Origin of the sequence: Ramlibacter sp. (assembly GCF_036383835.1) — a bacterium.
Lineage (GTDB): Bacteria > Pseudomonadota > Gammaproteobacteria > Burkholderiales > Burkholderiaceae_C > Ramlibacter.
This window is the reverse complement of record NZ_DASVNN010000014.1, coordinates 1-24,364: the sequence shown is the minus strand read 5'-3', so window position 1 is coordinate 24,364 and position 24,364 is coordinate 1. Positions and strand designations below refer to the sequence as shown.

Sequence of the window (24,364 nt, the reverse complement as noted above, 5' to 3'; positions counted from 1 at the left end):
GATGGCTTTCATCGTTAAGCGTTGAGCGTTGAGAGTTGAGCGGATTCCACGCTGAACGCTGAACGCTCAACGTGGAACGGCCTTACTGCTGCGGCTCGTTGCCGTTGTTGCCGGCGTTGTCCTGCACCGGCGCCGGCTCGCGCTGCTCGCGCGACTCGCGGGGTTCACGCGGCTCGCGGAACTCGCGCGGGGGGCGGTCACCGCGATCGCCACGGTCGCCGCGATCGCCACGGTCACCGCGGTACTCGCCGCGCGGGGGACGGTCGCCACGGGGCTCGCGCTCGGGCATGCCTTCCGGACGCTCGGTCAGCGCCTTCATGGACAGCTTCACGCGGCCCTTGTCGTCGGTCTCGAGGACCTTGACCTTCACGACCTGGCCTTCCGACAGGTAGTCGGTGACCTTCTCGACGCGCTCGTGCGCGATCTGGCTGATGTGCAGCAGGCCGTCCTTGCCGGGCAGCAGGTTGACCAGCGCGCCGAAGTCCAGGATCTTGGTGATCGGGCCTTCGTAGACCTTGCCGATCTCGACTTCCGCCGTGATCTGCTCGATGCGCTTCTTCGCCTCGGCGGCCTTGTCGGCGTCGGTGGAGGCGATGGTGATGGTGCCGTCTTCCGCGATGTCGATCTGCGTGCCGGTCTCTTCGGTCAGCGCGCGGATCACCGCGCCGCCCTTGCCGATCACGTCGCGGATCTTCTCGGGGTTGATCTTCATCGTGTACAGGCGCGGCGCGAAGTTGCTCACCTCGGTCTTCGCCTCGCCCAGCGCTTCCTGCATCTTGCCCAGGATGTGCATGCGCGCTTCCTTGGCCTGCGCCAGGGCGACCTGCATGATCTCCTTGGTGATGCCCTGGATCTTGATGTCCATCTGCAGGGCGGTCACGCCGTTGACGGTGCCGGCCACCTTGAAGTCCATGTCGCCGAGGTGGTCCTCGTCGCCCAGGATGTCGGTCAGCACGGCGAAGCGGTTGCCTTCCTTGATCAGGCCCATGGCGATGCCGGCCACGTGGGCCTTCATCGGCACGCCGGCGTCCATCAGCGCCAGGCAGCCGCCGCAGACGGAAGCCATCGACGAGGAACCGTTGGACTCGGTGATCTCGGAGACCACGCGCATCACGTAGGGGAACTCTTCCTTGCTGGGCAGCAGCGGGATCAGCGCGCGCTTGGCCAGGCGGCCGTGGCCGACTTCGCGGCGCTTGGTGGAGCCCATGCGGCCCGTTTCACCGGTGGCGAAAGGAGGCATGTTGTAGTGGAACAGGAAGCGGTCCTGGAACTCGCCGGCCAGCGCGTCGATGCGCTGCGCGTCCTGCTCGGTGCCCAGCGTGGAGATCACCAGCGCCTGGGTCTCACCGCGGGTGAACAGCGCGGAGCCGTGGGTGCGGGGCAGCACGCCGGTGCGGATCTCGATCGGGCGCACCGTGCGGGTGTCGCGGCCGTCGATGCGCGGCTCGCCGTTGAGGATCTGGCTGCGCACGGTGCGGGCCTCGATCTCGAACACCAGGTTGTCGACCTTGATCGGGTCGAAGTCGATGCCCTGCTCCTTCAGCGCGGACTGCACGGAGGAACCGGCTTCGCGCAGGGCCTGGGTGCGGGCCTGCTTGCTGCGGATCTGGTAGGCGGCGCGGATCTTCTCCTCGGCCACCTCGCGGACCTTGGCTTCGAAGGATTCGTCCTTGGCGGCGGGCTGCCAGTCCCACACCGGCTTGCCGGCTTCGCGCACCAGCTCGTGGATCGCGTTGATGGCGATGTTGCCCTGCTCGTGGCCGAACACCACGGCGCCCAGCATCACTTCCTCGGACAGCTGCTGCGCCTCGGATTCCACCATCAGCACGGCGGACTCGGTGCCGGCGACGACCAGGTCGAGGTCCGACATCTTGCGGGCGGACGGGCCGGGGTTCAGCACGTACTCGCCGTTGACGTAGCCCACGCGGGCGGCGCCGATCGGGCCATTGAACGGGATGCCGGAGATGGACAGCGCGGCGGACACGCCGATCAGGGCGGCGATGTCGGCGTCGACTTCCGGGTTCAGCGAGATGGTGTGGATGACCACGTGCACCTCGTTGTAGAAGCCCTCGGGGAACAGCGGGCGGATCGGGCGGTCGATCAGGCGCGACGTCAGCGTCTCGAGTTCCGAGGGCTTGGCTTCACGCTTGAAGAACGAACCGGGGATCTTGCCGGCGGCGTAGGTCTTCTCGATGTAGTCGACGGTCAGGGGGAAGAAGTCCTGGCCCGGCTTGGCGGTCTTGGAGCCGACCACGGTGGCCAGCACCACGGTGTCGTCGATGTTGACCAGCACGGCACCGCCGGCCTGGCGGGCGATCTCGCCGGTTTCCAGCGTGACGGTGTGGTTGCCCCACTGGAACGTCTTGGTGACCTTGTTGAAGATGCTCATGGCATGTCCTCTTTCTTCTCTGGGTTGGCCGGAGCATGGGGGCCGAACACGATGCCATTCCTGCGGGGTTCGGGAGGCCGAGCCCCCCAGGAATGACACAGCGCGTATCCGGTCCTGCCGCTCCGAAGTAAAAAACGCCTGAGCAGTCGCTAGAACTGTCTCAGGCGTCTCGTGCGGGCTGCGCGCTTACTTGCGCAGGCCCAGCTTGGCGATCAGTGCCGTGTAGCGCTCGGCGTCGTTGTTCTTCAGGTAGGCGAGCAGGCTCTTGCGGCGGTTCACCATGCGCAGCAGGCCGCGGCGGCCGTGGTGGTCCTTGGCGTGCGTCTTGAAGTGCGGGGTGAGTTCGTTGATGCGGGCGGTCAGGAGGGCGACTTGCACTTCCGGGCTGCCGGTGTCGTTGGCGCCGCGCGCGTTGGCGGCCACGATCTCTGCCTTGTTGATGGCGGTCATGGGGATGTCCTTGAAAGTTGTTGACTTGCGCGAGGCTGCGGGACTGCGGCCTGGCGTGCGATCTGCGGAGTGCAGAACCGGCGGATTATAGCGGAGTGGGTCTTGTCATTCCCGCGGAGGCGGGAATCCCGGGCTTCCGGATCCTCTGGATCCCCGCCTCCGCGGGGGTGACGCCTACCTGGACAGCCAGGTGGCCAGGCGATCGACGCCCTGCCTCAGCCGTGCCACGTCCTTCGACGCGAAGCACCACCGCAGCCAGCCCTGCGCCTCGGGCGCGAAGGCATTGCCGGGCGCCAGGCCGATGCCCGCCTCGGCCACCAGCCTCTTGGCCAGGGCCAGCGAATCGTCGAAACCGTCGAGCTTGAAGAAGGCGTACATGCCGCCCTTGGCCGGCGTCAGTTCCACGCCGGGGAGCGCCTGCAGCAGCGGCACCAGCGTGTCACGGCAGGTCTTCAGGTGGGCCACGACGCGCGGCGTGACCTCGTCGGTGCGGCGCATCGCCTCCACTGCCGCCCGTTGCGTGAACCCGCTGGCGCAGGAGGTGTTGAATTCGCTGAGCGTGCCCATGTGGTGGGTCAGCGCCGGCGGCATCGCCAGCCAGCCCAGGCGCCAGCCCGTCATGAGGAAGCTCTTGGAGAAGCTGTGCACGACGATCAGTCGGTCGTCCGCCTGCGCCACGTCGAGGAAGCTCGGCGCGCAATGGTTGGGCGTCGTCTCGAAGTACAGCCGCTCGTACACCTCGTCGGCCAGGATCCAGGTGCCGGTCTTGCGGCAGTGCTCCAGGATCGCCCGCTGCTCGTCGCGGGAGAGCGTCCAGCCGGTCGGGTTGTTCGGCGCATTGACGATCAGCAGACGCGTCGCCGGCGTGATCGCGTCCAGCAGCCTGGGCAGGTCCAGCGTCCAGGCGCCGTGCTTCGGCGTGAGCGACACGCGCTTGAGCTTCGCGCCCATGATCAGCGCCTGCGCCGTCAGGTTGGGCCACACCGGCGTGACCGCCACCACCTCGTCGCCCGCATCCACCACCGCCTGGCACGCCAGCATCAGCGCGTTGACGCCGCCGGAAGTGACCGCGATGCGCTCGACACCGACGGGCCCATGCAGCTTGCCGGCGTATGCGGAGATCGCCTCGCGCAGTTCCGGCAGGCCCAGGTTGTGCGCATAGAAGGTCTCGCCCGCCTGCAGCGAGGCGATCGCGGCCTGGCGGATGAAGTCGGGCGTGACCTCGTCGCTCTCGCCGAACCAGAAGGGCAGCACGTCGCTGCGCCCCATGCCGGCGTTGGCGACTTCACGGATCTTGGATTCTTCGAGGTTCTGGACGGTCTGGCGCATGGCTCGATTGTCGGGGAAAGCGGAAAACCCAGCATCCGGACGCAGAGGACGCAAAGGTTCCGCGGAGGACGCAGAAGAAACCGAAAAGTGAAAGGCTTTTTTCTGCTTTCTTTTTTTTTGCGGTCTCTGCGAAACCTTTGCGTCCTCTGCGTCCGGTAGTTCGTTTTTCCTCGCTACGGCCGCACCATCCTGCAAGAGTGCGGCATTTCCGCCTGCTGCGGCTGGATCGTGCGCACCACGCGGAAGCCGTAGCCGGAGCCTTCCACGTCGAACTGCACGCCCGGCGTGCCCTGCCGGTCCATCACGCCCACCACCAGCGGCTGCTGGAACTGGTGGTCGGCCGCGCGCATGCGGCCGGTCTGGCCGGCGAAGGTGACGCTCGCCTGTTCGAGCGCCCGCGCCAGCGGCGCGGCCTCGTCGGTGCCGGCCTTCTCGATCGCCTGCGCCAGCGCCTCGATCATCAGCTGCATGCGCATATGCACGTAGTCGTCGGCAGGCTTGGGATAGCGCTGGCGGAAGGACCGGTAGAAAGCCTCGCTCTCGCGCGACGGCCAGTTGGGCAGCCAGTCGGCGATCGCCACCACCTTGCCCACGCCCGCCTCGCCGATCGCGGCCGGCGCGCCGAGCGCATTGCCGTAGAAGGTGTAGAAACGCCCGTCGAAGCCGGCCTCGCGCGCGGCCTTCACCAGCAGCGTGAGGTCGTTGCTGAAGTTGCCGGTGATCACGGCGTCGGCGCCGCTCGCCTTGATCTTGGCCGCGTAGGGCGCGAAGTCCTTGATGCGCAGCAGCGGGTGCAGCTCGTCGCCCACCACCTGCACGTCGGGACGCTGCGCGGCGAGCTGGCGGCGCGACTCGCGCAGCACCGCCTGGCCGAAACTGTAGTCCTGCCCGATGAGGTACACGGACTTCATCGCCTTGTCCTCGCGGATCACCGACATCAGCGCGGCCAGGCGCATGTCGCCATGCGCGTCGAAGCGGAAGTGCCAGAAGCTGCACTTGTCGTTGGTGAGGATCGGGTCGACCGCGGAGTAATTGAGGAACACGACCCGCTTGTCCGGCTCGCGTTCGTTGTGCTTGTTCACCGCATCGATCAGCGCCGCCGCGACCGCGGAGGAGTTGCCCTGCAGGATCACGCGCGCGCCGTCGTCGATCGCCGCGCGGAAGGCCGACAGCGCTTCCTCGATCTGGCCCTTGCTGTCGTAGCGATCCAGCTGCAGCTGGCGTGCACCGCCCCGGGTGCGCACGCCACCGCGCTGGTTGACGCGCTCCACGGCCCACACCAGGTTGCGGAACACCGCTTCGCCGCCGTTGGCGTTGCCGCCCGAGAGGCCCTCGATCATCGCCAGCTTGACGGGGCCGGCAGCGGGTTGGGAATGGGCGAAGGCGGGAAGAAATGCCACCGCGGCCAACGATTTCAAGACCGCGCGACGCGAATTTTTCATGCCAGGTTTTCTCTTGAAAAGTGCCGCGGGGTGCGCAGATTGTGTGCAGGCGGCGATCACGAACGAAAGCCGCGCAGTGTAAGGGACGTGCGGACACCGATCGTGCCGCGTCCCCCTCCATTCCAGTCAAGGAGATTTCAGATGTTCTTCGCACCCGCCCTCCGCACCCGCGCCTACGTTCCCGCCCGTGCGTTCGACCGCTCCTTCGAGCGTTTCCTCAACGAGTCCTTCTTCTCCCCGTCGACTTCCGGCGTGAAGGTGGAACAGAACGAAGAGGCCTGGACCGTCACCCTCGACGTGCCCGGCGTCTCGCGCGAGCAGCTGACCATCGACGTCGACGGCACCGTGGTCCGCGTGGCCACCACCCAGGACGCCGTGCGCCAGTACCAGGCCGCCTACGAGCTGCCGGCCGAGATCGATGCCGAAGCGACCAGCGCGAAGCTCGAGAACGGCGTGCTGACCCTCACCCTGGGCAAGAAGAAGCCGGTGGTGACGTCGCGCCAGATCGAGGTGAAGTAAGGATCCCTGTCATCCCCGCGGAGGCGGGGACCCAGGGCATTCAGGAAAAGCGGCCCCGCGGGGCCGCTTTACTTTTGCCTTCAACGCCCTGGGTTCCCGCCTGCGCGGGAATGACGAAACGCTCACGCCCTCTTTCGCGCCACCATCCCGACCAGCGCCGAGTGCCCCTTGTGCCCCGTGCCTTCCGCGAGTTCGGCCTCGTACTCCAGCAGCTCGAGGATCTCCATGTCGTGGAACGATTCGCGCAGCAGCTCCGGCGTGTACATGTGCGATGCGATCGGCGGGCCGCCGGTGCGGTACTCCAGCTGCTTCGGCGCGTAGCCTTGCAGGACCAGCGTGCCGCCCGGCTTGAGGCAGTGCACGATGCCGGAGAAGATCTTCGCGCGCAGTTCCGGATCGGCGAACTGGAAGAAGATCGCCGCGACGCCGTCGTAGATGCTCACCGGCCACTGCAGCGTGGCGACGTCGGCCACCGCGAAGTTCACCTTCACGCCGGTGATGCGCGCGAAGTTGCGCGCCTTGCGCACACCGACTTCGGAGATGTCGAAGGCATCCACCGTGAGGCCGCGCTGCGCCAGCCAGACGCTGTTGCGCCCTTCCCCGTCGGCAACGCTCAGCACGCGCTGCCCCGCATGCCAGAGATCGGCATGCTCGTGCAGCCAGGCGTTGGGTTCGGTGCCGAACAGGTAGCCCGCGGCCGAGAACCGCTGGTTCCAGGTGCCGGCCGGGTCGGTGAACGGGGGCTGGGCGCTCATGCCGCCATGTTAGGCGGGGGTCCCACGCTTTCCGCTTGAGGAGTTTTCCTTAGCTGCCCGGCCGTTCGGCGGCCAGCGACTCCAGCGGCCAGCGCGGCTTGACGTCGAAGGCGTAGTTCGGCACGGCCTGCTGCACCCCCGCCTGCAGCCGCATGGCCGCGGCCAGGGCGATCATGGCGCCGTTGTCGGTGCACAGCGACAGCTCCGGATAGTGGACGCGCACCCCGCGCCTGGCGCAGGCAGCGTCGAGCTGGGCCCGCAGCCGCCGGTTGGCGCCGACGCCGCCGGCCACGACGATGCGTTGCAGCCCGCTGCGTTCCAGCGCGGCCATGGATTTCTTCACCAGCACGTCTGCGATCGCTGCCTCGGTGGACGCGGCCAGGTCGGCCTTGCGCTCTTCCAGTGCCGGGCCGAGCTTGTGCACCTGCGTCAGCACGGCGGTCTTCAGCCCGGCGAAGGAGAAATCCAGGTCGCCGCTGTGCAGCAGCGGTCGCGGCAACTTGAACGCGGCCGGATCGCCCTGCTGCGCGAGCCGCGACAGGGCCGGTCCGCCCGGATAGCCGAGGCCGAGCAGCTTGGCCGACTTGTCGAAGGCCTCGCCGGCGGCATCGTCGATGGTTTCGCCCAGCAGGGTGTAGCGGCCGACGCCGTCCACCTGCATCAGCTGCGTGTGTCCGCCGGAGACCAGCAGGGCAATGAAGGGAAATTCGGGTGGGTCGCTGCTCAGGAATGGCGACAGCAGGTGGCCTTCCAGGTGGTGCACGCCCAGCACCGGCTTGCCGAGCGCGGCGCCCAGCGCGCAGGCCACCCCCGCGCCGACCAGCAGCGCACCGGCCAAGCCGGGTCCGCGGGTGTAAGCCACGACGTCGATCTCGCGCAATGTGGCGCTGGCCTCGGCCAGCACCTGTTCGGCGAGCGGCAGCACACGACGGATGTGGTCGCGGCTGGCGAGTTCCGGCACCACGCCGCCATAGGCCTGGTGCATCTCGATCTGGCTGTGCAGCGCGTGCGCGCGCAATCGCGGGACCGTCACGCCCGCGGTATCCACCAGCGCCACGCCGGTCTCGTCGCAGGACGACTCGATGCCCAGAACGATCATGCGGCGAGTTTACCGGGCGCCCCTTTTCCCTGGCCGCGGATGAGGTCCACGAGGGCGAGCGGATCGTCGGGCATGCGGTCCCCACGCCAGGCGACGTGCTGGTCCGGCCGCGACAGCACGAAGGCATGCCGGTAGAGGCCGGCCGCTTCGGGCGAGCGCACGTCGAGCATTTCGAGCGGCACGCCACGACGCGCTGCGGCCTCCTGCAGCGGACGCGCGTCGGCCTGGGGATCGAATCGCAGCAGCGTGAACTCCGGCCCCATCGCGTCGTACAGCGAGCGCCCGTCTTCCAGCCAGACGTGGGGCGTGCGGCAACCGGGCACGGTGGACGGCGTGAACTGGTCCATCGTGTACGCGGGCGCCACCTCGCCGTCGTAGGCGATCAGGGGCGACGCGTCGTAGAAGGAGCCGAAGTTCAGGCCGCCGCAGCAGTACTGCTTCACGTTCAGGTCGTACAGCGAGCGGCCGGCCTCGGCGCGCGCCTTCTCGCCGGCGGCGCCCGGCGCCTCGATGCCGGGCGGCACGCCCTCGCGCTCCTTCTGCAGCGCCAGCGCGTGGTTCATCGCGAACTTCGAGACCTGCGCGGTGATGGGCAGCCGCTCGGCTTCGTAGGCCGAGAGCACGCCCTCCGCGCCCCAGCCGTTCAGGCGCGCGGCCAGTTGCCAGGAAAGGTTCATCGCGTCCGCGATGCCCGCGTTCATGCCGTAGCCGGCCATGGGAATCCACAGGTGGGAGGCATCGCCGCAGATGAACACGCGGCGGTCCCGGAATTTGTCGGCGACCAGCCGGCGTCCGATCCAGTCCTCCTTGGAAAGGATCTCGTACCTGAAATCGGGGCCGACACCCAGGATGGTGCGGATCGCCCAGTCGCGGTCGACGGCATCGAAGTCCGTTTCGTCCGGGCGCAGGTAGTTGTGCAGCAGGAAGGTCTCGCGGCCGTCGATGGCGTACACGTTGCCGCTGCGGCGGGGATTGAGCGAGAACGTGGCCCAGGCGGGCGAACGATTCGCGCGGGAGAGCAGGTCCGGAGCACGGAAGTACGTGGACTGCACGCGTCCCACCACGTCGGTACCGGACAGGCTGGCGCCGATGCCCTTGCGCACGCCCGAGCGGCCGCCGTCGCAGCCCACCAGGTAGTCGCAGCGGACCTGCACCTCTTCGCCGCTATCGAGATCGACGCCTTGCGCATGCACGCCGTCCAGGTCCTGCGTGAACCCGTCGATGCGGGTGCGGCTCAGGATGCTGACGCCCTTCGTCGCTTCCGCGTGCGCGAAGAGGACGGGCTCGAGGTAGATCTGGTTGATGCGGTGCGGCGGCTCCGGCGTCGGCCACCAGCCGTCGGGCCCGCTCTTGTCGGTGTAGCGGTCCCGGCGTGCCGGGATGTGGATGCGCGACAGCTCCTCGCCGGTGAAGGTGGTGCGATAGGCGACGTCGTTGGGGTAATCGGCCGGCAAGCCCGCTTCGCGCAGGGCCTTCGCCACGCCCAGCCGGCGGAAGATTTCCATCGAGCGCGCCGAGGTGTGGTTGCACTTCACGCTCGGCGGCTCGCCGCGGTGCCGCGTTTCGGCGACGACGACGGTGATGCCGCGCTGGGCCAGGTCCGTGGCCAGGGTCAGGCCGACCGGTCCGGCGCCGACGATCAGGACTTGCGCCTGGAGTGGGAGGGTCATGGTCCGCGGGATGGTACGGCACGCTTGTTGCTGCAGTCACCCCGTGAAATCCGGATCCACCTTCCTGCTTGCCGCCCGCCAGTGCGAGATCGCCGACCTGGAGGAGCTCGCCCGCACCGGCGAGCTGGTGGGCGCCATCGGCCGCTTCGTCCACGCGCTGCAGAACGAGCGCGGCCTCTCCAACCTCTTCCTCGGCTCGCAGGGCCGCCGCTTCGCCGAAGAGCGCCGCCGGCAAGTCCCGGAAAGCGTCCGGGCCGAGGCGCAGGTGCGCGCCCTGCTCGAAGGACTCGACACGGATTCGGTGCAGGCACGCAATGGCGCGAGGCTTTTCAGCCGCGTCGCGGTGGTGCTGCACGCCCTGGACGGCCTGCCGGGGCTGCGCGAGCGCATCGCGGACCAGGCGGCCTCGGCGGGCGATGCGATGGCGGCGTTCAGCAAGCTGCTCGCCGGCCTGCTCGCCGTGGTGTTCGAGGCGGCCGACAGCGCGTCGGACCCCGAGGTGTCGCGCGCGCTCGTGGCGCTCTTCAACTTCATGCAGGGGAAAGAGTTCGCGGGGCAGGAGCGCGCCCTCGGCGCCAGCCTGTTCGCGTCCGGCACCATCGATCTCGCGGGCCAGCAGCAGTGGCGGCACCTGATCGACGCGCAGCAGGGCTGCTTCCAGGTGTTCGCCGACTTCTCCGACCCCGAGGTGCTGCGCGCGGACCAGGCGAGCCGCGACCCGGTGGTGATCGCCGAAGTGGAGCGCCTGCGCCGCATCGGCGGCGCGGGCCGCCCGGGCGCCCTCGACAGCGACCTGAGCACCGAGTGGCATGCGTGGTCCAGCCGGCGCATGGATGCCATGCGCGGCGTCGAGGAAGTGCTGTCCGCCCACCTGCGCCATCTCTGCGAGACCCGCATCGCGCAGGCGCGCACCGAACTGCGCGACCAGCGCGCACTGCTGGAGGCGCTGGCGCGCGAGGCGCCCTACCCTGGTGCCGACGGCAAGGCGCCCCTGGGACCGCAGCTGGAGCGCTCGGTGCTCGCCCTGGTGCAGGAGCAGTCGCGCCGCCTGCAGGCGATGGGCGACGAGCTCGACGCGGTGCGCGCCTCGCTCACCGAACGCAAGCTGGTCGAACGCGCCAAGGGCCTGCTGATGGCGCACCGTCAGATGAGCGAAGACGAGGCGTACAAGGCGCTGCGCCAGATGGCGATGAACCAGAACCGCCGGCTGGTGGATGTGGCGGAGGCGGTGCTGTCGCTGGCGGACGTGCTGCCCGGCGGGTCGCGCTGATGCACTGCGGCGGTGCACGCAACGTCGACTCCGTCATCCCCGCGCAGGCGGGGATCCAGGGCGTCCGCCTTCTGAATGCTCTGGATTCCCGCCTCCGCGGGAATGACGAAGCCAGGGTTGGCACGGTCCCTGCATAAGCTTCTCCCGAACGGGCGCTAAAGGCGGCGCGCGAACCAAACCGAACCACAGGACAACGGCGTCCATCCCTGCGTGCCCAGGCGCGCAGTGCGATGGACGCCGTTTTTGTTTTTCTTCTTCGCAACCAGGAGCTCACGATGCACAACCCCACCACCACGGTTTCCCGCCGCACCGTCCTGCAAGGGGCCGCGGCCGCCGCCGGCGCCGGCCTCTTTCCCGGCATCGTCATGGCGCAGGGCACTGCCCTGGAAACCAGGGCCGCCAAGCTGGGCTTCATCGCGCTCACCGACGCCGCGCCGCTGTTCGTCGCCGACGAGAAGGGTTTCTTCAAGAAGCACGGCATGACCGAAGTGGAAGTCGCCAAGCAGTCCTCCTGGGGCGCCACGCGCGACAACCTGGTGCTCGGCTCGAAGAGCAACGGCATCGACGGCGCGCACATCCTCACGCCCATGCCCTACCTGATCTCCACGGGGGCGGTCACAGCCAACAACGTGCAAGTGCCGATCAACATCCTGGCGCGCCTGAACCTCGGCGGCCAGTGCATCTCGGTGGCCAACGAATACAAGGACCTGAAGGTCGGCCTGGACAACAAGGCCTTCAAGAGCGCGCTGCTGGCCAAGCGCGTGAAGACCGGCAAGCCGGTGAATGCCGCCATGACCTTCCCCGGCGGCACGCACGACCTGTGGATGCGCTACTGGATGGCCGCCGGCGGCGTGGACCCCAACCGCGACATCAACACCATCACGGTGCCCCCGCCCCAGATGGTGGCGAACATGAAGGTGGGTTCGATGGACACCTTCTGCGTGTGCGAGCCCTGGAACCTGCAGCTCATTCACCAGAAGATCGGCTACACGGCGCTCACCACCAGCGAGCTCTGGATGAACCATCCGGAGAAGGCCTTCGCCATGCGCGCCGACTACGTGCAGGCCAACCCGAACAGCACGAAGGCGCTGCTCAAGGCGATCATGGAAGCGCAGATGTACTGCGAGGACCCGAAGAACCGGGCCGAAGTCGCCGAGATCTGCTCGCGCCGCCGCTGGATCAGCGCGCCGCTGGAAGACATCGTCGACCGCATGAAGGGCGACTTCGACTACGGCACCGGCCGCGTCGAGGCCAACAGCAGGTTCCAGATGCGCTACTGGAAGGACCAGGCGTCCTATCCCTTCCAGTCGCACGACCTGTGGTTCCTCACCGAGAACCAGCGCTGGGGCTACCTGCCGCCCAACCTCGACACCAAGGCGCTGGTCGCCAAGGTGAACCGCGAGGACCTCTGGCGCGCCGCCGCGAAGGAACTGGGCGTCGCCGCCAAGGACATCCCCACGTCCACCTCGCGCGGCATCGAGAAGTTCTTCGACGGCAAGGTGTTCGACCCGGCCAACCCGAAGAAGTATCTCGAGTCGCTCGAGATCAAGTACGTCAAGGCGGCGTAAGGAGAACGACATGTCGAACACGGAAGCTGTCATGCCGGGCGTGACCCGGCATCCATCCACGCGCATCGCCGACCATGGGTCCCGGATCAAGTCCGGGACGACATGGCTGGTGCGCAGCTTCGCCACCCACGTGCTGCCGCCGCTGGTGATCATCGGCTTCCTCGTGCTGATCTGGCAGGTGCTGGGCTCGCGTCCCGGCGCCACCCTGCCTGCACCCACCAAGGTGGTGCAGGACACCTGGGAACTGATCACCCAGCCCTTCTACGACCGCGGCGGCAACGACGTCGGCATCGCCTGGCAACTGCTCGCCAGCCTGAAGCGCGTGGCCTACGGCTACTCGCTGGCGGTCTTGGCGGGCGTGAGCCTGGGCGTGCTGGTGGGCCAGTCCACCTGGGCGCTGCGCGGGCTCGACCCGCTGTTCCAGGTGCTGCGCACCGTGCCGCCGCTCGCCTGGCTGCCGATCTCGCTGGCCGGCTTCCGCGACGGGCATCCGTCGGCGATCTTCGTCATCTTCATCACGTCGATCTGGCCGATCATCATCAACACGTCGATCGGCATCCGCAACATCCCCGAGGACTACCGCAACGTCGCGAAGGTGATCCGCCTGAATGGCATCGAGTACTTCGCCAAGATCATGCTGCCGGCGGCCGCGCCCTTCATCTTCTCGGGACTGCGCATCGGCGTCGGCCTCTCTTGGCTGGCGATCATCGCGGCGGAGATGCTGATCGGCGGCGTGGGCATCGGCTTCTTCATCTGGGACGCGTGGAACAGCTCGCGCATCAGCGACATCATCCTCGCGCTCGTCTACGTCGGCCTGGTCGGCTTCGCGCTCGACCGCATCGTCGCCTTCATCGGCCGCAAGGTCACCCGCGGCACCTCCGCAAGCTAATGGGGCACACCATGGGCAAAGCCTACCTCTCCCTCTCGCAGGTCGACATGACCTTCCCCGGCCCCAACGGCGGCAATCCGGTGCTGAAGAACATCAGCCTGGACGTGAAGCGCGGCGAGTTCATCTCGCTGATCGGGCACTCGGGCTGCGGCAAGTCCACGGTGCTGAACATCGTGGCCGGCCTGCTGCGCGCCACCTCGGGCGGCGTGCTGGTGGACGACAAGGAAGTCAACGCGCCGGGGCCGGATCGCGCGGTGGTGTTCCAGAACCACTCGCTGCTGCCCTGGCTCACGGTCTACCAGAACGTGGAGATCGCGGTCGACAAGATCTTCCGCGACACGCGCTCCTCCGCCGAACGCAAGGAGTGGATCCTGCACAACCTCGCCATGGTCAGCATGTCGCATGCGCTGGACCGCCTGCCGTCGCAGATCTCCGGCGGCATGAAGCAGCGGGTGGGCATCGCCCGGGCGCTGGCCATGGAGCCCAAGGTACTGCTGCTGGACGAACCCTTCGGCGCACTCGACGCGCTCACCCGCGCCCACCTGCAGGACGAGGTGATCCGCATCCAGAGCGAGCTGGGCAACACGGTGATGATGATCACGCACGACGTCGACGAGGCCGTGCTGATGTCCGACCGCGTGGTGATGATGACCAACGGCCCTTCGGCCACGATCGGCCAGCTGATGGACGTGCCGCTGGCGCGTCCGCGCAACCGCATCGCGCTCGCCGAGGACCCCACCTACAACCACTGCCGGCAGGAGATCCTGAGCTTCCTGTACGAGAAGCAGCGCAAGGTGGAGCCGATCTCCGCGCGCACGGCGAGCACCTTCACGCGCAAGGAGAAGGCGGCCGCCTGAGCGCGCCGCCCCCACGATGGCCGCCGTCCTGCCCCTCGATCCTTCCACGTCCACCCCGGCGGCGCAGACGCGCCGCGGCACCCGGCGCAAGGCGCGCCAGGGTTTCCGCTTCGGCAAGTACCGCGAGATCATCATCGCGGTGGCGTTCTTCCTGCTGTTCGACCTGGGCGTGCTGGTCCTGAACTTCTACACCTCGTTCCAGATCGACCAGGACACGGTGGCCATCAACCTGGCGGGCCGCCAGCGCTACGTCTCCCAGCGCATCGCGCGCACCTTGCTGGAGCTGGATGCGGCGCGAGCCGCCGGGCAGGCGTACCGCAACGAGACACTGGCGGAGCTGCGCTCCGGCGCCAGCATCTTCGACCAGTCGCACAAGGCCTTCAAAGCGGGCGCCACGGTGCCGGGCGGCGACGGCAAGCCGGTGTTTCTCGACGCGGTGACTTCCGAACGCGGCCGCCAGCTGGAGGCGCAGGTCGACCAGCTGTGGAATCCCTATTTCGAGAAGCTGCAGCCGCTGATGCGCGACGGCTTCGGCCCAGAGGACCTGTCGGCGGCGCTGGCCTACAGCCAGGCCAACAACATCCGCCTGTTGACGGTCGCCAACGACTTCGTCACCGAGACGCAGCAGATCGGCGCCTCGCGCGCCAGCACGCTGCGCATGGTGCAGACCGGCGGCATCGTGCTGGCCCTGCTGAACTTCGCCTTCATCCTGTTCAAGTTCCTGCGCCGGCTGCAGACCTCGGACGCCGCGATCGAGGCGGCCAACGAGGAGAACGACGAAATCCTGCAGGCGGTGCGCGAAGGCCTGTTCCTGATCACGCCCGACTTCAAGCTCGGCTCGCAGCTGTCGCGCTCGGCGCACGCCTTGTTCGGCCGCTCGCTGGCGCCCGGCCAGGACTTCTTCAAGTTGCTGGAGCCGCTGCTCACCGACAAGACGCTCGACGACGCCCGCGACTACGTGCAGCTGCTGTTCGCGCCGCACGTGAAGGAAGCGCTGGTCCAGGGCATCAACCCCCTGTCCGAAGTCGAGGCGATGGTGAAGAACCGCCTCGGCGACGACGTGATCCGCCACCTCTCCTTCCACTTCAACCGGGTGGTGGAGGACGGCGCGGTGCGTCACCTGCTGGTGACCGTGCAGGACGTATCGGCGCGGGTGGAACTGGAGCACAAGCTGCAGTCCGAACGCCAGCGCTCGCAGAAGGAGTTCGAGATGCTGCTGAAGGCGGTGGACGCCGACCCGGCGCTGCTGCGCCAGTTCGTGCAGCGCGCCGAAGCGAACCTGCTGGAAGTGAACGACATGCTGCGCAGCACCTCGAGCGCACAGGGCGAATCCGCCATCCTGCAGCGCATCGACGAGGCACGCCGCCGGGTGCACGCGGTCAAGGGCGATGCGGCGACGCTGGGCCTGGAGACGCTCGCCAGCCAGGCGCACCAGTTCGAGACCGCGCTGGACCGCATCCGCCAGGGCGGCGGCGCCGGCGACCTGGGCCAGGCGCTGCTGTCGCTCCCGCTGCCGCTGGAGGACCTGCTGACCAAGGTGGCGTCGCTCAAGACGCTGACCGGGCTGTCGCGTCCGGCGGGCGCCTCCCCGGGGACCGAAGGCGTCAACGCGTTGCTGGCGCGGCTGGCGCAGGAGGTCGCCGCCGACTGCGGCAAGAAGGTGCAGGCGAGCGTCGCCGTCGGCGCCCTCGCGGACCTGCCGTCCGGACAGGCCGACCTCGCCCGCGAAATCGCGGTGCAGCTGCTGCGCAATGCGATCACCCACGGGGTCGAAGCGCCGGTCACGCGCACCGCCAGCGGCAAGCCGGAAGCGGGGCAGGTCGCCGTGCAGCTCGCGCGCATCGAGGCCGAGTGGCAGCTGACCGTGCGCGACGACGGCGCCGGCCTCTCCGCCCCGCGCATCCGCCGCAAGCTGCTCGAGCTGGGCTGGTACACGCAGGAACAGCTGGACAGCTTCGACGACCGCCAGGTCGTGGGCCACATCTTCAAGCCGGGCTTCTCCACGGCGAGCGGCGTGTCGATGCACGCCGGCCGCGGCATCGGCCTCGATGTGGTGCAGGCCAACGTGCAGAAGCTGGCCGCCCGCATGACGCTGGGATCCACCCCCGGCGAACACACCGAATTCCGCATCCGCTTCGCCGCCTGACGGGGACTGCCATGAGACTCTTGATCGTCGACGACTCCAACATGATCCGCTCGCGCATCTCGCGGGTGGTGCAGAACGGCGGGCTGGCGCACGTGTCGCTGGTCGGCCTGGCCCGCAACGGCGCCGAGGCGCTGCGCATCGCGCGCGCCACGCAGCCGGACGTGGTGACCATGGACCTCACGATGCCGGAGATGGACGGTATCGAATGCATCCAGGAGATGCTGCGCATCCTGCCCCGGACCAACATCCTGGTGGTGAGCGCCCTCTCGGACAAGAGCACCGCGATCCAGGCACTGCGCCTGGGCGCCCGCGGCTTCGTGGCCAAGCCCTTCAGCGACGACGAGCTGAAGATCGCGCTGCTGGACGTGATGGAAGGGAAGTAAGGATGGAATCGCTCGACGCCAACGAACTGAAGCTGTTCGTCGAATCGGTGCGGCAGTACTTCAAGGTGCTGACCCGGCAGGAACCGCAGATCACCTCCGCCTTCCTCGCCACCGGCGACCTGCAGGGGCACGAGTACAACGGCATCGTCACCTTCTCCGGCTCGTACAACGGCCACGTGATCGTGTCGATGCCGGGGCAGCTGTTGAAGGAGCTGCTGCTGTTGCAAGGCGAGACGGACGTGTCGCAGGGCAACCTGCTGGACGCGGTCGGCGAGATCGCCAACACGCTGGGCGGGAACGCGCGCAAGACGCTGGGGGCCTCGCTGAACATCTCGGTGCCGGTGCGGCTGCATGGGAGTTCGGGGATCCAGGCGCGCGTGAGGAAGCACCCCTATGCGATCACGCTGCGGTGGAACCACCAGCCGGCGGTGGTGTGCATCGACATGGAACGGCGATGATCGTCATTCCCGCGAAGGCGGGAATCCAGGGCTTCCATGCGGCGCCCTGAATGCCCTGGATCCCCGCCTCCGCGGGGATGACGGCCTAGCCGATCAACACCTGGATGCTCCGCTGATACGCCTCCGTCAGCCGATCGAACACTTCCAGCAACTCCTCGCTCGCCGCCGCGACCTTCATCCGCCCCGCCGGCTGCGCCGCCGACGGCACCGCGGCGCGCAGCTGCTCCCAGGCTTCGCGCCCCTGCTCCAGCTGCGCGCGGATCTGCGGCGTGGACAGCGGCGCCGCTGCCAGTTCCGCCAATCCCTGCTCGAATGCGGCGGCAGTCTCGACCCACGAAGTCCCTTCCGCCTGCAGCAAGGCCAGCTTCGCCATCCGCTGCGACAGCATCCGCTGCCGCCCCGACACGTTGATCACGTGCACCTTCGTCGCCAGCCCCGACGATTCCAGCGCAGACACCAGCGCGTCGGCCTGCGCCAGCACCATCTCGGCGCGCTCGTCCAGCTTCGCGAGCTCCGCTGGCTTGGCCGGCGCGTCCAGCAGCTTGCGCAGTTCGCCCCAGCCGCGGCGGGCCGCCACGATCAGGTCGCCGTAGGTCGCGGCCGAGAGCTCCGCCTCCAGCGCGGCGAGGTTGTCTTCCACCCGCTGCACCGATTCCTTCATCAGCACCGCCGCCGCCGCGGCCTCGGTGCGGCTGCAGGCGAGCGCGTAGAGCTTCACCAGGCGCTGCGACAGCATGCGCTGCTGCCCCGCGCGGTTGATCGCCTCGGCCACCCTGGCCGCGTCGATCACCTGGCGCGACACCTGCCCCACCCGCTGGTTGCCGTGCATGGAGGCATTGCGCAGCAGCTGGAAGGCCTCTTCCTCGCTGACCTGCTGCGCGCGCATCAGGATGCCCTTGGCGCGGTCCACCCACTTGCGCTCCTCCAGCTTGTCGGAGAGTTCGCCGATCCGGTCCCGCAGCGTGCGTTCGTGCTTCTCGCGCGCTTGTGCCAGGTGCACCAGCGGACGCAGCCGCTGCGGCGCATAACCCTGCACCACCCAGGCGTGCACGCCCGCTTCGAGTGCGCGCTGCAGCGCTTCGGCGTCGCTGTCGTTCGTGAAGACCACCACCGGCACCGGCTGCTGGGCTTGCAGCGTCGTGACCGAGTGCAACAGCTCCGGGCCGGGGCGCGGCGCCCAGCACACGAGCACGTCGGGCTGCGCGCGCAGCGTTTCGCGCACCAGATGGGCGCAATCGCCTTCGCCGCGCACCTCGAAGCCCGCCGCGGCGAAGTCGGCGGCGAGCGCGGGTGCACCGGGATCGGGCATGGAGAGGAGGAGGACGGTGGTCAATTCGAAAGCTCGTGCAGGCGCGCAAGGATAGAGCAAGGAAGCTGGCACGGTCCCTGCAATCGACAGGCCATGGGTGTGATGACGCACCCGGGCCGTGCATCGTACCGCCGGCCATGCGCACGAAGCGGTGTGCCGACCCGTACCCAACGCCAAGGGCGTGGCCTCACCGGCCGCGCCCCGGTCCAGACACACGAACGATGCGCGCCTTCCAGAATTTCCTGCGGTCCGGCCACTCGCCCACCCTCTTCGCGGCCTTCCTGTACTTCGCCTTCTCCTGCGCGGTCTGGGTGCTGAACGGCGCGATGGCGCCCTTCATCAAGGAGGCCTACCAGCTCTCCGCCGCGCAGATGGGCCTGATGCTGTCGATCCCGATCGTGGCCGGCGCGCTGATGCGCTTCCCGCTCGGCCTGCTCGCCCAGTACATCGGCCGCAAGGCGGCCACGCTGGTGGAGATGGGGATGATCGCCGCGGCGATGGTGTTCGGCCTCTTCTTCGTCCACACCTTCAACGACCTGCTGGCCATGGGCGTGCTGCTCGGCATCGCCGGCGCCAGCTTCGGCGTGGCGCTGTCGCTCGGTTCCGGCTCCTTCCCGGCGCAGCACAAGGGCCTGGCGATGGGCATCGTCGGCGCCGGCAACGTCGGCACGGCGGTCTCCGTGCTGCTCGCCCCGCCGCTGGCGCAATGGCTCGGCTGGCAGGCCGTGTACGGCATCGCCGCCGTCGGCATCCTGATCCCCGCCGCCGTGATGATCTTCATCGCGAAGGAGCCCGGCGACGTCAACAAGCAAGGCACCCTGCGCGAACACGTGGCCTGCCTGTTCGAGCACGACGGCTGGGTGTTCAGCATCATCTACTGCGTCAGCTTCGGCGGCTTCATCGGCCTCACCAGCTTCCTGCCTTCCTATTACTTCGACCAGTTCGGCGTGAGCAAGGTGCAGGCGGGCCAGCTCACCATGCTGGCGGCCTTCATGGGCGCGGCCATGCGCGTGGTGGGCGGCTGGATCTCCGACCGCTGGGGCGGCCTCAACACGCTGACCGTGGTGCTGCTGGTCGTGACGACCAGCCTGGTGCTGGTCGGCTTCACCGGCCACTCGATCGTGCTCACCACCGCCCTGCTGATCCTGTGCTTCGCCGCACTCGGCGCGGGCAACGGCGCGCTGTTCCAGCTGGTGCCGCTGCGCTGGCCGACGACCACCGCGGTGGCCGGTTCCATGATCGGCGAGATCGGCGCCCTCGGTGGCGGCCTGGTCCCCAGCACCATGGGCCTGTCCAGGCAATACCTGGGCAGCTACGCCTGGGGCTTCTTCCTCTTCGCCGTCCTGGCACTGCTCGTGCTCGCGGTGATGCGCGCGATGCAGTCGCGCTGGACGCGCACCTGGGCCGAGCGCGGCGGCCGCGCCCGCGTGCAGCCCGCCATGGCCGGCGCCTGAACCCGATCCACAGCCTCAAGGAGTCCCCATGAAGAAATCGAAACTGGTGATGGTCGGCAACGGCATGGCCGGCGTGCGCACGATCGAGGAGCTCCTGAAGATCGCACCCGAGCTGTACGACGTCACCGTCTTCGGCGCCGAGCCGCACCCGAACTACAACCGCATCCTGCTGTCGCCGGTGCTGGCCGGCGAGCAGACGCTGGACGAGATCGTCCTGAACTCCTGGGAGTGGTACGAGCAGAACCGCATCACCCTGCACGCGGGCAGGAAGGTGGTGCAGATCGACCGCCGCAACCGCATCGTGCGCGCCGAGGACGGCACCGAGGAGGAATACGACCGCCTGCTGCTGTGCACCGGCTCCAATCCCTTCATCCTGCCGGTGCCCGGCAAGGACCTGGAGGGCGTGATCGCCTACCGCGACATCGCCGACACCAACGCGATGATCGAAGCGGCGCAGAAGTACAGGAAGGCGGTCGTGATCGGCGGCGGCCTGCTGGGCCTGGAAGCCGCCAACGGCCTGATGAAGCGCGGCATGGACGTCACCGTGGTGCACGTGATGCCCTGGCTGATGGAGCGCCAGCTCGACGACGTGGCGGGCAAGCTGCTGCAGAAGTCGCTGGAGGAGCGCGGCCTGAAATTCATGATCGGCGCGCAGACGCAGGAACTGGTGGGCGGCTCCGACGGCCGCGTGGCAGCGGTGAAGTTCAAAGACGGAACCCAGGCCGAGGCCGACCTCGTGGTGATGGCCGTCGGCATCCGCCCCAACACCGAACTGGCCGAGCAGTCCCGCATCCACTGCAACCGCGGCATCGTGGTGAACGACACGATGCAGACGACCACCGACGCCCGCATCTATGCCGTCGGCGAGTGCGCCGCGCACCGCGGCATCGCCTACGGCCTGGTCGCGCCGCTGTTCGAGCAGGCCAAGGTGGCGGCCAACCACCTGGCGCAGTTCGGCATCGGCCGCTACACCGGCTCGCTCACCTCCACCAAGCTGAAGGTCACCGGCATCGACCTGTTCTCCGCCGGCGACTTCATGGGCGGCGACGGCACCGAGGAGATCGTGATGAGCGATCCCTTCGGCGGCGTCTACAAGAAGCTGGTGATCAAGGACGACAAGCTGGTCGGCGCCTGCCTGTACGGCGACACCGTGGACGGCAGCTACTACTTCAAGCTGCTGCGCGAGGGCCGCAAGATCGTCGACATCCGCGAGAAGCTGATGTTCGGTGAATCGAATCTCGGCGACGCCGGCCACCAGGGCCAGAACAAGGCGGCGGCCCTGTCCGATGCCGACGAGGTCTGCGGCTGCAACGGCGTGAACAAGGGCACGATCTGCAAGGCCATCAAGGAGAAGGGCCTGTTCACGCTCGACGAGGTGCGCAAGCACACCAAGGCGAGCGCCTCCTGCGGCTCCTGCACCGGCCTGGTCGAACAGATCATCATGTTCACCGCCGGCGGCGACTACTCCGCGGCGCCCAAGAAGAAGGCCATGTGCGGCTGCACGGACCACTCGCACCAGGAGGTGCGCGATGCGATCCGGGCCAACAAGCTGGTCACCATCGCCGACACCATGCAGTTCATGGAGTGGCGCACGCCCAACGGCTGCTCGTCCTGCCGCCCGGCGCTGAACTACTACCTGATCTCCACCTGGCCCAAGGAGGCGAAGGACGATCCGCAGTCGCGCTACATCAACGAGCGCAGCCACGCGAACATCCAGAAGGACGGCACCTACTCGGTGATCCCGCGCATGTGGGGCGGCGAGACCACGGCGTCCGAGCTGCGGCGCATCGCCGACGTGGTCGACAAGTACCGGATCCCGACGGTGAAGGTCACCGGCGGCCAGCGCATCGACCTGCTGGGCGTGAAGAAGGAAGACCTGCGCGACGTGTGGCAGGACCTCGGCATGCCTTCGGGCCATGCGTATGCGAAGGCGCTGCGCACGGTCAAGACCTGCGTGGGCAGCGAGTGGTGCCGCTTCGGCACCCAGGACTCCACCCAGATGGGCAAGGACCTGGAGCGCGCGCTGTGGCGCATGTACGCGCCGCACAAGGTGAAGCTGGCGGTGTCCGGCTGCCCGCGCAACTGCGCCGAATCGGGCATCAAGGACGTCGGCGTGATCGGCGTCGATTCCGGCTGGGAGATCTACGTCGGCGGCAACGGCGGCATCAAGACCGAGGCCGGCCAGTTCTTCTGCAAGCTGAAGACCGCCGAGGAGGTGCTGGAATACAGCGGCGCCTTCCTGCAGCTCTATCGCGAGGAAGGCTGGTACCTGGAGCGCACGGTGCACTATATCCAGCGCGTGGGGCTCGACTCCATCAAGAAGAAGATCCTCGACGACCACGCCGGCCGCAAGGCGCTGTGGGAACGGCTGCAGTTCGCCCTGGACGGCGAACCCGATCCCTGGTTCGAACACGACAAGGCCGCGGTCGATACGCGCCAATTCACCAAGCTGCAGGCGGAGGGGCAGGAAGCATGAAGTCGAACGACTGGCAGGTGGTCTGCCGCGTGGAGGACATTCCGGTGCTGGGTTCGCGCCGGGTGGCGCGGCCGGTGGGCATGGACGTGGCGGTGTTCCGCAACGGTGAGGACCAGGTCTTCGCCCTGCTCGATCGCTGCCCGCACAAGGGCGGTCCGCTGTCGCAGGGCATCGTGTTCGGCACCAGCGTGGCCTGCCCGCTGCACAACTGGACGATCGGCCTGGCCGATGGCTGCGCCAAGGCGCCGGACGACGGTTGCACGCAGCGTTTCACCTGCCGCGTGGAACAAGGCAACGTGCTGCTCGACCCCGTGGAACTCGCGACCCTCGCGCTCGACGTGGAAGCGCCGACGGCGGGACCGTGCCGATGACGGAAACGAAGTCCACCTGTCCCTACTGTGGCGTGGGTTGTGGGGTGATCATCCGGTCGGAGGGCGACCAGATCACCGGCGTGCGCGGCGACCCGGACCATCCGGCCAACTTCGGCCGGCTGTGCACCAAGGGCTCGACGCTGCATCTCACCGCTTCGGCGGAAGTGACGCGGCAGACGCGGCTGCTGCACCCGATGCGGCGCGAGCACCGCAAGCAGGCGCCGCATCGCGTCTTCTGGGACAGCGCGCTGGACTTCGCCGCGGAGAACTTCTCGCAGGTGATCCGCGAGCACGGGCCGGACGCCGTGGGCTTCTACATCTCCGGCCAGCTGCTCACCGAGGACTACTACGTCTTCAACAAGCTGGCCAAGGGCCTGGTCGGCACCAACAACATCGACACCAACTCGCGGCTTTGCATGAGCAGCGCGGTGGCGGGCTACAAGCTCACCCTGGGCGCCGACGCGCCGCCGGCCTGCTACGACGACGTGAACCATGCGGACTGCATCTTCATCGTCGGCAGCAACACGGCCTTCGCGCACCCGATCCTGTTCCGGCGCATCGAGGAGGCCAAGGCGAAGCGGCCGCAGATGAAGGTCATCTTCTGCGACCCGCGCCGCACCGACACGGCGGAACTGGCCGACCTGTATCTCCCCGTCCAGCCCGGCACCGACGTGATGCTGTTCCACGGCCTGCTGCACATCATGCTGTGGGAAGGCTGGACCCAGCCGGAGTACATCGCGGCGCACACCAACGGCTTCGACGCGCTGAAGGCGGTGGTGCGCGACTGCACGCCGGACCTCGTGTCGCAGACCTGCGGGATCGCCAAGGAAGACCTGTACACGGCGGCGAAGTGGTTCGCGACGTCGGCGTCGACGCTGTCGCTGTACTGCCAGGGATTGAACCAGTCCAGCAACGGCACGGCCAAGAACGCGGCGCTGATCAACCTGCATCTCGCCACCGCGCAGATCGGCCGACCCGGTGCCGGGCCGTTCTCGCTCACGGGCCAGCCGAACGCCATGGGCGGCCGTGAAGTGGGCGGACTGGCCAACCTGATCTCGGCGCACCGTGACATGGCCAATCCGCAGCACCGGGCCGAAATCGCGGCGCTCTGGGGCGTGCCTTCGGTGCCCGACAAGCCGGGCAAGACCGCCGTGGAGATGTTCCAGGCCGCCGCCGACGGCGAGATCAAGGCGCTGTGGATCGCCTGCACCAATCCGGCGCAATCGATGCCGGACCAGAAGACCGTGCGCCGCGCATTGGAACGCGCGGAGTTCGTCGTGGTGCAAGAGGCTTTCGTCACGACGTCGACCTGCGACTACGCCGACCTGCTGCTGCCGGCGAGCACCTGGGGCGAGAAGGAAGGCACCGTCACCAACAGCGAACGCCGCATCAGCCGCGTCCGCGCGGCGGTGCCGGCGCCCGGAAGCGCGCGGCACGACTGGGACATCGTGGTCGATTTCGCGCGCCGCCTGGAAGTTCTTCTTGCTCCCTCCCCCTCCGGGGGAGGGCTGGGGTGGGGGCGCTCCCCCC

20 protein-coding genes are annotated in these 24,364 nt (G+C 68.2%); 12 read left to right on the top strand and 8 right to left on the bottom strand.

Annotated elements, in window-relative coordinates; all coding sequences use genetic code 11:
- Positions 1-82: 82 nt before the first annotated feature.
- The 4 genes from pnp to VF522_RS02790 all read right to left on the bottom strand — a co-directional run bounded on the left by pnp (position 83) and on the right by VF522_RS02790 (position 5,610).
- Positions 83-2,389, bottom strand: coding sequence for a polyribonucleotide nucleotidyltransferase (pnp, locus tag VF522_RS02805; protein WP_330906696.1), 2,307 nt, complete (start codon positions 2,387-2,389; stop codon positions 83-85).
- A 186-nt stretch (positions 2,390-2,575) separates the two neighbouring features.
- The gene (gene rpsO / locus VF522_RS02800) at positions 2,576-2,839 is read right to left on the bottom strand and encodes a 30S ribosomal protein S15 (RefSeq protein ID WP_330906695.1); all 264 of its coding nucleotides are present in this window, start codon (positions 2,837-2,839) and stop codon (positions 2,576-2,578) included.
- A gap of 174 nt (positions 2,840-3,013) precedes the next feature.
- On the bottom strand, positions 3,014-4,168 hold the full coding sequence (locus VF522_RS02795) for a pyridoxal phosphate-dependent aminotransferase (RefSeq protein ID WP_330906694.1): 1,155 nt from the start codon (positions 4,166-4,168) through the stop codon (positions 3,014-3,016).
- 173 nt (positions 4,169-4,341) lie between these two features.
- Positions 4,342-5,610 carry a branched-chain amino acid ABC transporter substrate-binding protein gene (locus tag VF522_RS02790; RefSeq protein WP_330906693.1) on the bottom strand — a complete coding sequence of 423 codons (1,269 nt, stop codon included), beginning with the start codon at positions 5,608-5,610 and terminating at the stop codon, positions 4,342-4,344.
- Positions 5,611-5,751: 141 nt separating this feature from the next.
- Here VF522_RS02790 and VF522_RS02785 point away from each other — a divergent pair, with 141 nt between their 5' ends.
- A complete protein-coding gene (locus VF522_RS02785) occupies positions 5,752-6,129 on the top strand; it encodes an Hsp20/alpha crystallin family protein (RefSeq protein ID WP_330906692.1) in 378 nt (125 codons plus the stop codon).
- Positions 6,130-6,251: 122 nt separating this feature from the next.
- Here the strand turns inward: VF522_RS02785 and VF522_RS02780 are convergent, their stop codons facing one another.
- The 3 genes from VF522_RS02780 to VF522_RS02770 are packed head-to-tail and all read right to left on the bottom strand — an operon-like array spanning position 6,252 to position 9,653.
- Complete coding sequence (locus VF522_RS02780; RefSeq protein WP_330906691.1) at positions 6,252-6,884, bottom strand: class I SAM-dependent methyltransferase; 633 nt, start codon at positions 6,882-6,884, stop codon at positions 6,252-6,254.
- 49 nt (positions 6,885-6,933) lie between these two features.
- Positions 6,934-7,983: a tRNA (adenosine(37)-N6)-threonylcarbamoyltransferase complex transferase subunit TsaD gene (tsaD, locus tag VF522_RS02775; RefSeq protein ID WP_330906690.1), complete on the bottom strand. Its 1,050-nt coding sequence runs from the start codon at positions 7,981-7,983 to the stop codon at positions 6,934-6,936.
- Positions 7,980-9,653 carry an FAD-dependent oxidoreductase gene (locus tag VF522_RS02770; RefSeq protein WP_330906689.1) on the bottom strand — a complete coding sequence of 558 codons (1,674 nt, stop codon included), beginning with the start codon at positions 9,651-9,653 and terminating at the stop codon, positions 7,980-7,982. Before VF522_RS02770 ends, tsaD begins: the two co-directional genes overlap by 4 nt.
- Positions 9,654-9,696: 43 nt before the next feature.
- Between VF522_RS02770 and VF522_RS02765 the strand changes: the two genes are divergently transcribed.
- The 7 genes from VF522_RS02765 (at position 9,697) to VF522_RS02735 (ending at position 17,224) form a co-directional block, all read left to right on the top strand.
- Positions 9,697-10,923 (top strand): nitrate- and nitrite sensing domain-containing protein, encoded by a 1,227-nt coding sequence (locus tag VF522_RS02765; RefSeq protein WP_330906688.1) that lies wholly within the window; start codon positions 9,697-9,699, stop codon positions 10,921-10,923.
- A 275-nt stretch (positions 10,924-11,198) separates the two neighbouring features.
- Positions 11,199-12,491, top strand: a complete 1,293-nt coding sequence (locus tag VF522_RS02760) for a CmpA/NrtA family ABC transporter substrate-binding protein (protein WP_330906687.1) — start codon at positions 11,199-11,201, stop codon at positions 12,489-12,491.
- A 10-nt stretch (positions 12,492-12,501) separates the two neighbouring features.
- Entirely contained in the window at positions 12,502-13,380 is an 879-nt protein-coding gene (gene ntrB / locus VF522_RS02755) for a nitrate ABC transporter permease (RefSeq protein WP_330906686.1), read from the top strand.
- 11 nt (positions 13,381-13,391) lie between these two features.
- Positions 13,392-14,237 (top strand): ABC transporter ATP-binding protein, encoded by an 846-nt coding sequence (locus VF522_RS02750; protein WP_414709430.1) that lies wholly within the window; start codon positions 13,392-13,394, stop codon positions 14,235-14,237.
- Between the two features lie 16 nt (positions 14,238-14,253).
- Positions 14,254-16,383, top strand: a complete 2,130-nt coding sequence (locus tag VF522_RS02745) for an ATP-binding protein (protein ID WP_330906685.1) — start codon at positions 14,254-14,256, stop codon at positions 16,381-16,383.
- A gap of 11 nt (positions 16,384-16,394) precedes the next feature.
- Entirely contained in the window at positions 16,395-16,766 is a 372-nt protein-coding gene (locus tag VF522_RS02740) for a response regulator transcription factor (RefSeq protein WP_330906684.1), read from the top strand.
- Positions 16,767-16,768: 2 nt separating this feature from the next.
- Positions 16,769-17,224 (top strand): chemotaxis protein CheX, encoded by a 456-nt coding sequence (locus VF522_RS02735; protein ID WP_330906683.1) that lies wholly within the window; start codon positions 16,769-16,771, stop codon positions 17,222-17,224.
- 85 nt (positions 17,225-17,309) lie between these two features.
- Here VF522_RS02735 and VF522_RS02730 read toward each other — a convergent pair whose 3' ends face one another.
- Complete coding sequence (locus VF522_RS02730) at positions 17,310-18,557, bottom strand: type IV pili methyl-accepting chemotaxis transducer N-terminal domain-containing protein (protein WP_330906682.1); 1,248 nt, start codon at positions 18,555-18,557, stop codon at positions 17,310-17,312.
- Between the two features lie 197 nt (positions 18,558-18,754).
- Between VF522_RS02730 and VF522_RS02725 the strand changes: the two genes are divergently transcribed.
- The 4 genes from VF522_RS02725 to VF522_RS02710 all read left to right on the top strand — a co-directional run.
- Entirely contained in the window at positions 18,755-19,987 is a 1,233-nt protein-coding gene (locus tag VF522_RS02725; RefSeq protein WP_330906681.1) for an MFS transporter, read from the top strand.
- Between the two features lie 28 nt (positions 19,988-20,015).
- A complete protein-coding gene (gene nirB, locus VF522_RS02720) occupies positions 20,016-22,463 on the top strand; it encodes a nitrite reductase large subunit NirB (RefSeq protein ID WP_330906680.1) in 2,448 nt (815 codons plus the stop codon).
- A complete protein-coding gene (gene nirD, locus VF522_RS02715; protein ID WP_330906679.1) occupies positions 22,460-22,834 on the top strand; it encodes a nitrite reductase small subunit NirD in 375 nt (124 codons plus the stop codon). The genes nirB and nirD overlap by 4 nt, the downstream gene beginning before the upstream one ends.
- The coding region (locus VF522_RS02710) for a molybdopterin-dependent oxidoreductase (RefSeq protein ID WP_330906678.1) at positions 22,831-24,364 on the top strand (1,534 nt) is incomplete at its 3' end. The genes nirD and VF522_RS02710, both read left to right, overlap by 4 nt.

Excerpts from the sequence above, each read along its gene's own strand:
- pnp (WP_330906696.1), bottom strand. The coding sequence starts at position 2,389 with ATGAGCATCTTCAACAAGGTCACCAAGACGTTCCAGTGGGGCAACCAC.
- rpsO (WP_330906695.1), bottom strand. The coding sequence starts at position 2,839 with ATGACCGCCATCAACAAGGCAGAGATCGTGGCCGCCAACGCGCGCGGC.
- VF522_RS02795 (WP_330906694.1), bottom strand. The coding sequence starts at position 4,168 with ATGCGCCAGACCGTCCAGAACCTCGAAGAATCCAAGATCCGTGAAGTC.
- VF522_RS02790 (WP_330906693.1), bottom strand. The coding sequence starts at position 5,610 with ATGAAAAATTCGCGTCGCGCGGTCTTGAAATCGTTGGCCGCGGTGGCA.
- VF522_RS02785 (WP_330906692.1), top strand. The coding sequence starts at position 5,752 with ATGTTCTTCGCACCCGCCCTCCGCACCCGCGCCTACGTTCCCGCCCGT.
- VF522_RS02780 (WP_330906691.1), bottom strand. The coding sequence starts at position 6,884 with ATGAGCGCCCAGCCCCCGTTCACCGACCCGGCCGGCACCTGGAACCAG.
- tsaD (WP_330906690.1), bottom strand. The coding sequence starts at position 7,983 with ATGATCGTTCTGGGCATCGAGTCGTCCTGCGACGAGACCGGCGTGGCG.
- VF522_RS02770 (WP_330906689.1), bottom strand. The coding sequence starts at position 9,653 with ATGACCCTCCCACTCCAGGCGCAAGTCCTGATCGTCGGCGCCGGACCG.
- VF522_RS02760 (WP_330906687.1), top strand. The coding sequence starts at position 11,199 with ATGCACAACCCCACCACCACGGTTTCCCGCCGCACCGTCCTGCAAGGG.
- ntrB (WP_330906686.1), top strand. The coding sequence starts at position 12,502 with ATGTCGAACACGGAAGCTGTCATGCCGGGCGTGACCCGGCATCCATCC.
- VF522_RS02750 (WP_414709430.1), top strand. The coding sequence starts at position 13,392 with ATGGGCAAAGCCTACCTCTCCCTCTCGCAGGTCGACATGACCTTCCCC.
- VF522_RS02745 (WP_330906685.1), top strand. The coding sequence starts at position 14,254 with ATGGCCGCCGTCCTGCCCCTCGATCCTTCCACGTCCACCCCGGCGGCG.
- VF522_RS02740 (WP_330906684.1), top strand. The coding sequence starts at position 16,395 with ATGAGACTCTTGATCGTCGACGACTCCAACATGATCCGCTCGCGCATC.
- VF522_RS02735 (WP_330906683.1), top strand. The coding sequence starts at position 16,769 with ATGGAATCGCTCGACGCCAACGAACTGAAGCTGTTCGTCGAATCGGTG.
- VF522_RS02725 (WP_330906681.1), top strand. The coding sequence starts at position 18,755 with ATGCGCGCCTTCCAGAATTTCCTGCGGTCCGGCCACTCGCCCACCCTC.
- nirB (WP_330906680.1), top strand. The coding sequence starts at position 20,016 with ATGAAGAAATCGAAACTGGTGATGGTCGGCAACGGCATGGCCGGCGTG.
- nirD (WP_330906679.1), top strand. The coding sequence starts at position 22,460 with ATGAAGTCGAACGACTGGCAGGTGGTCTGCCGCGTGGAGGACATTCCG.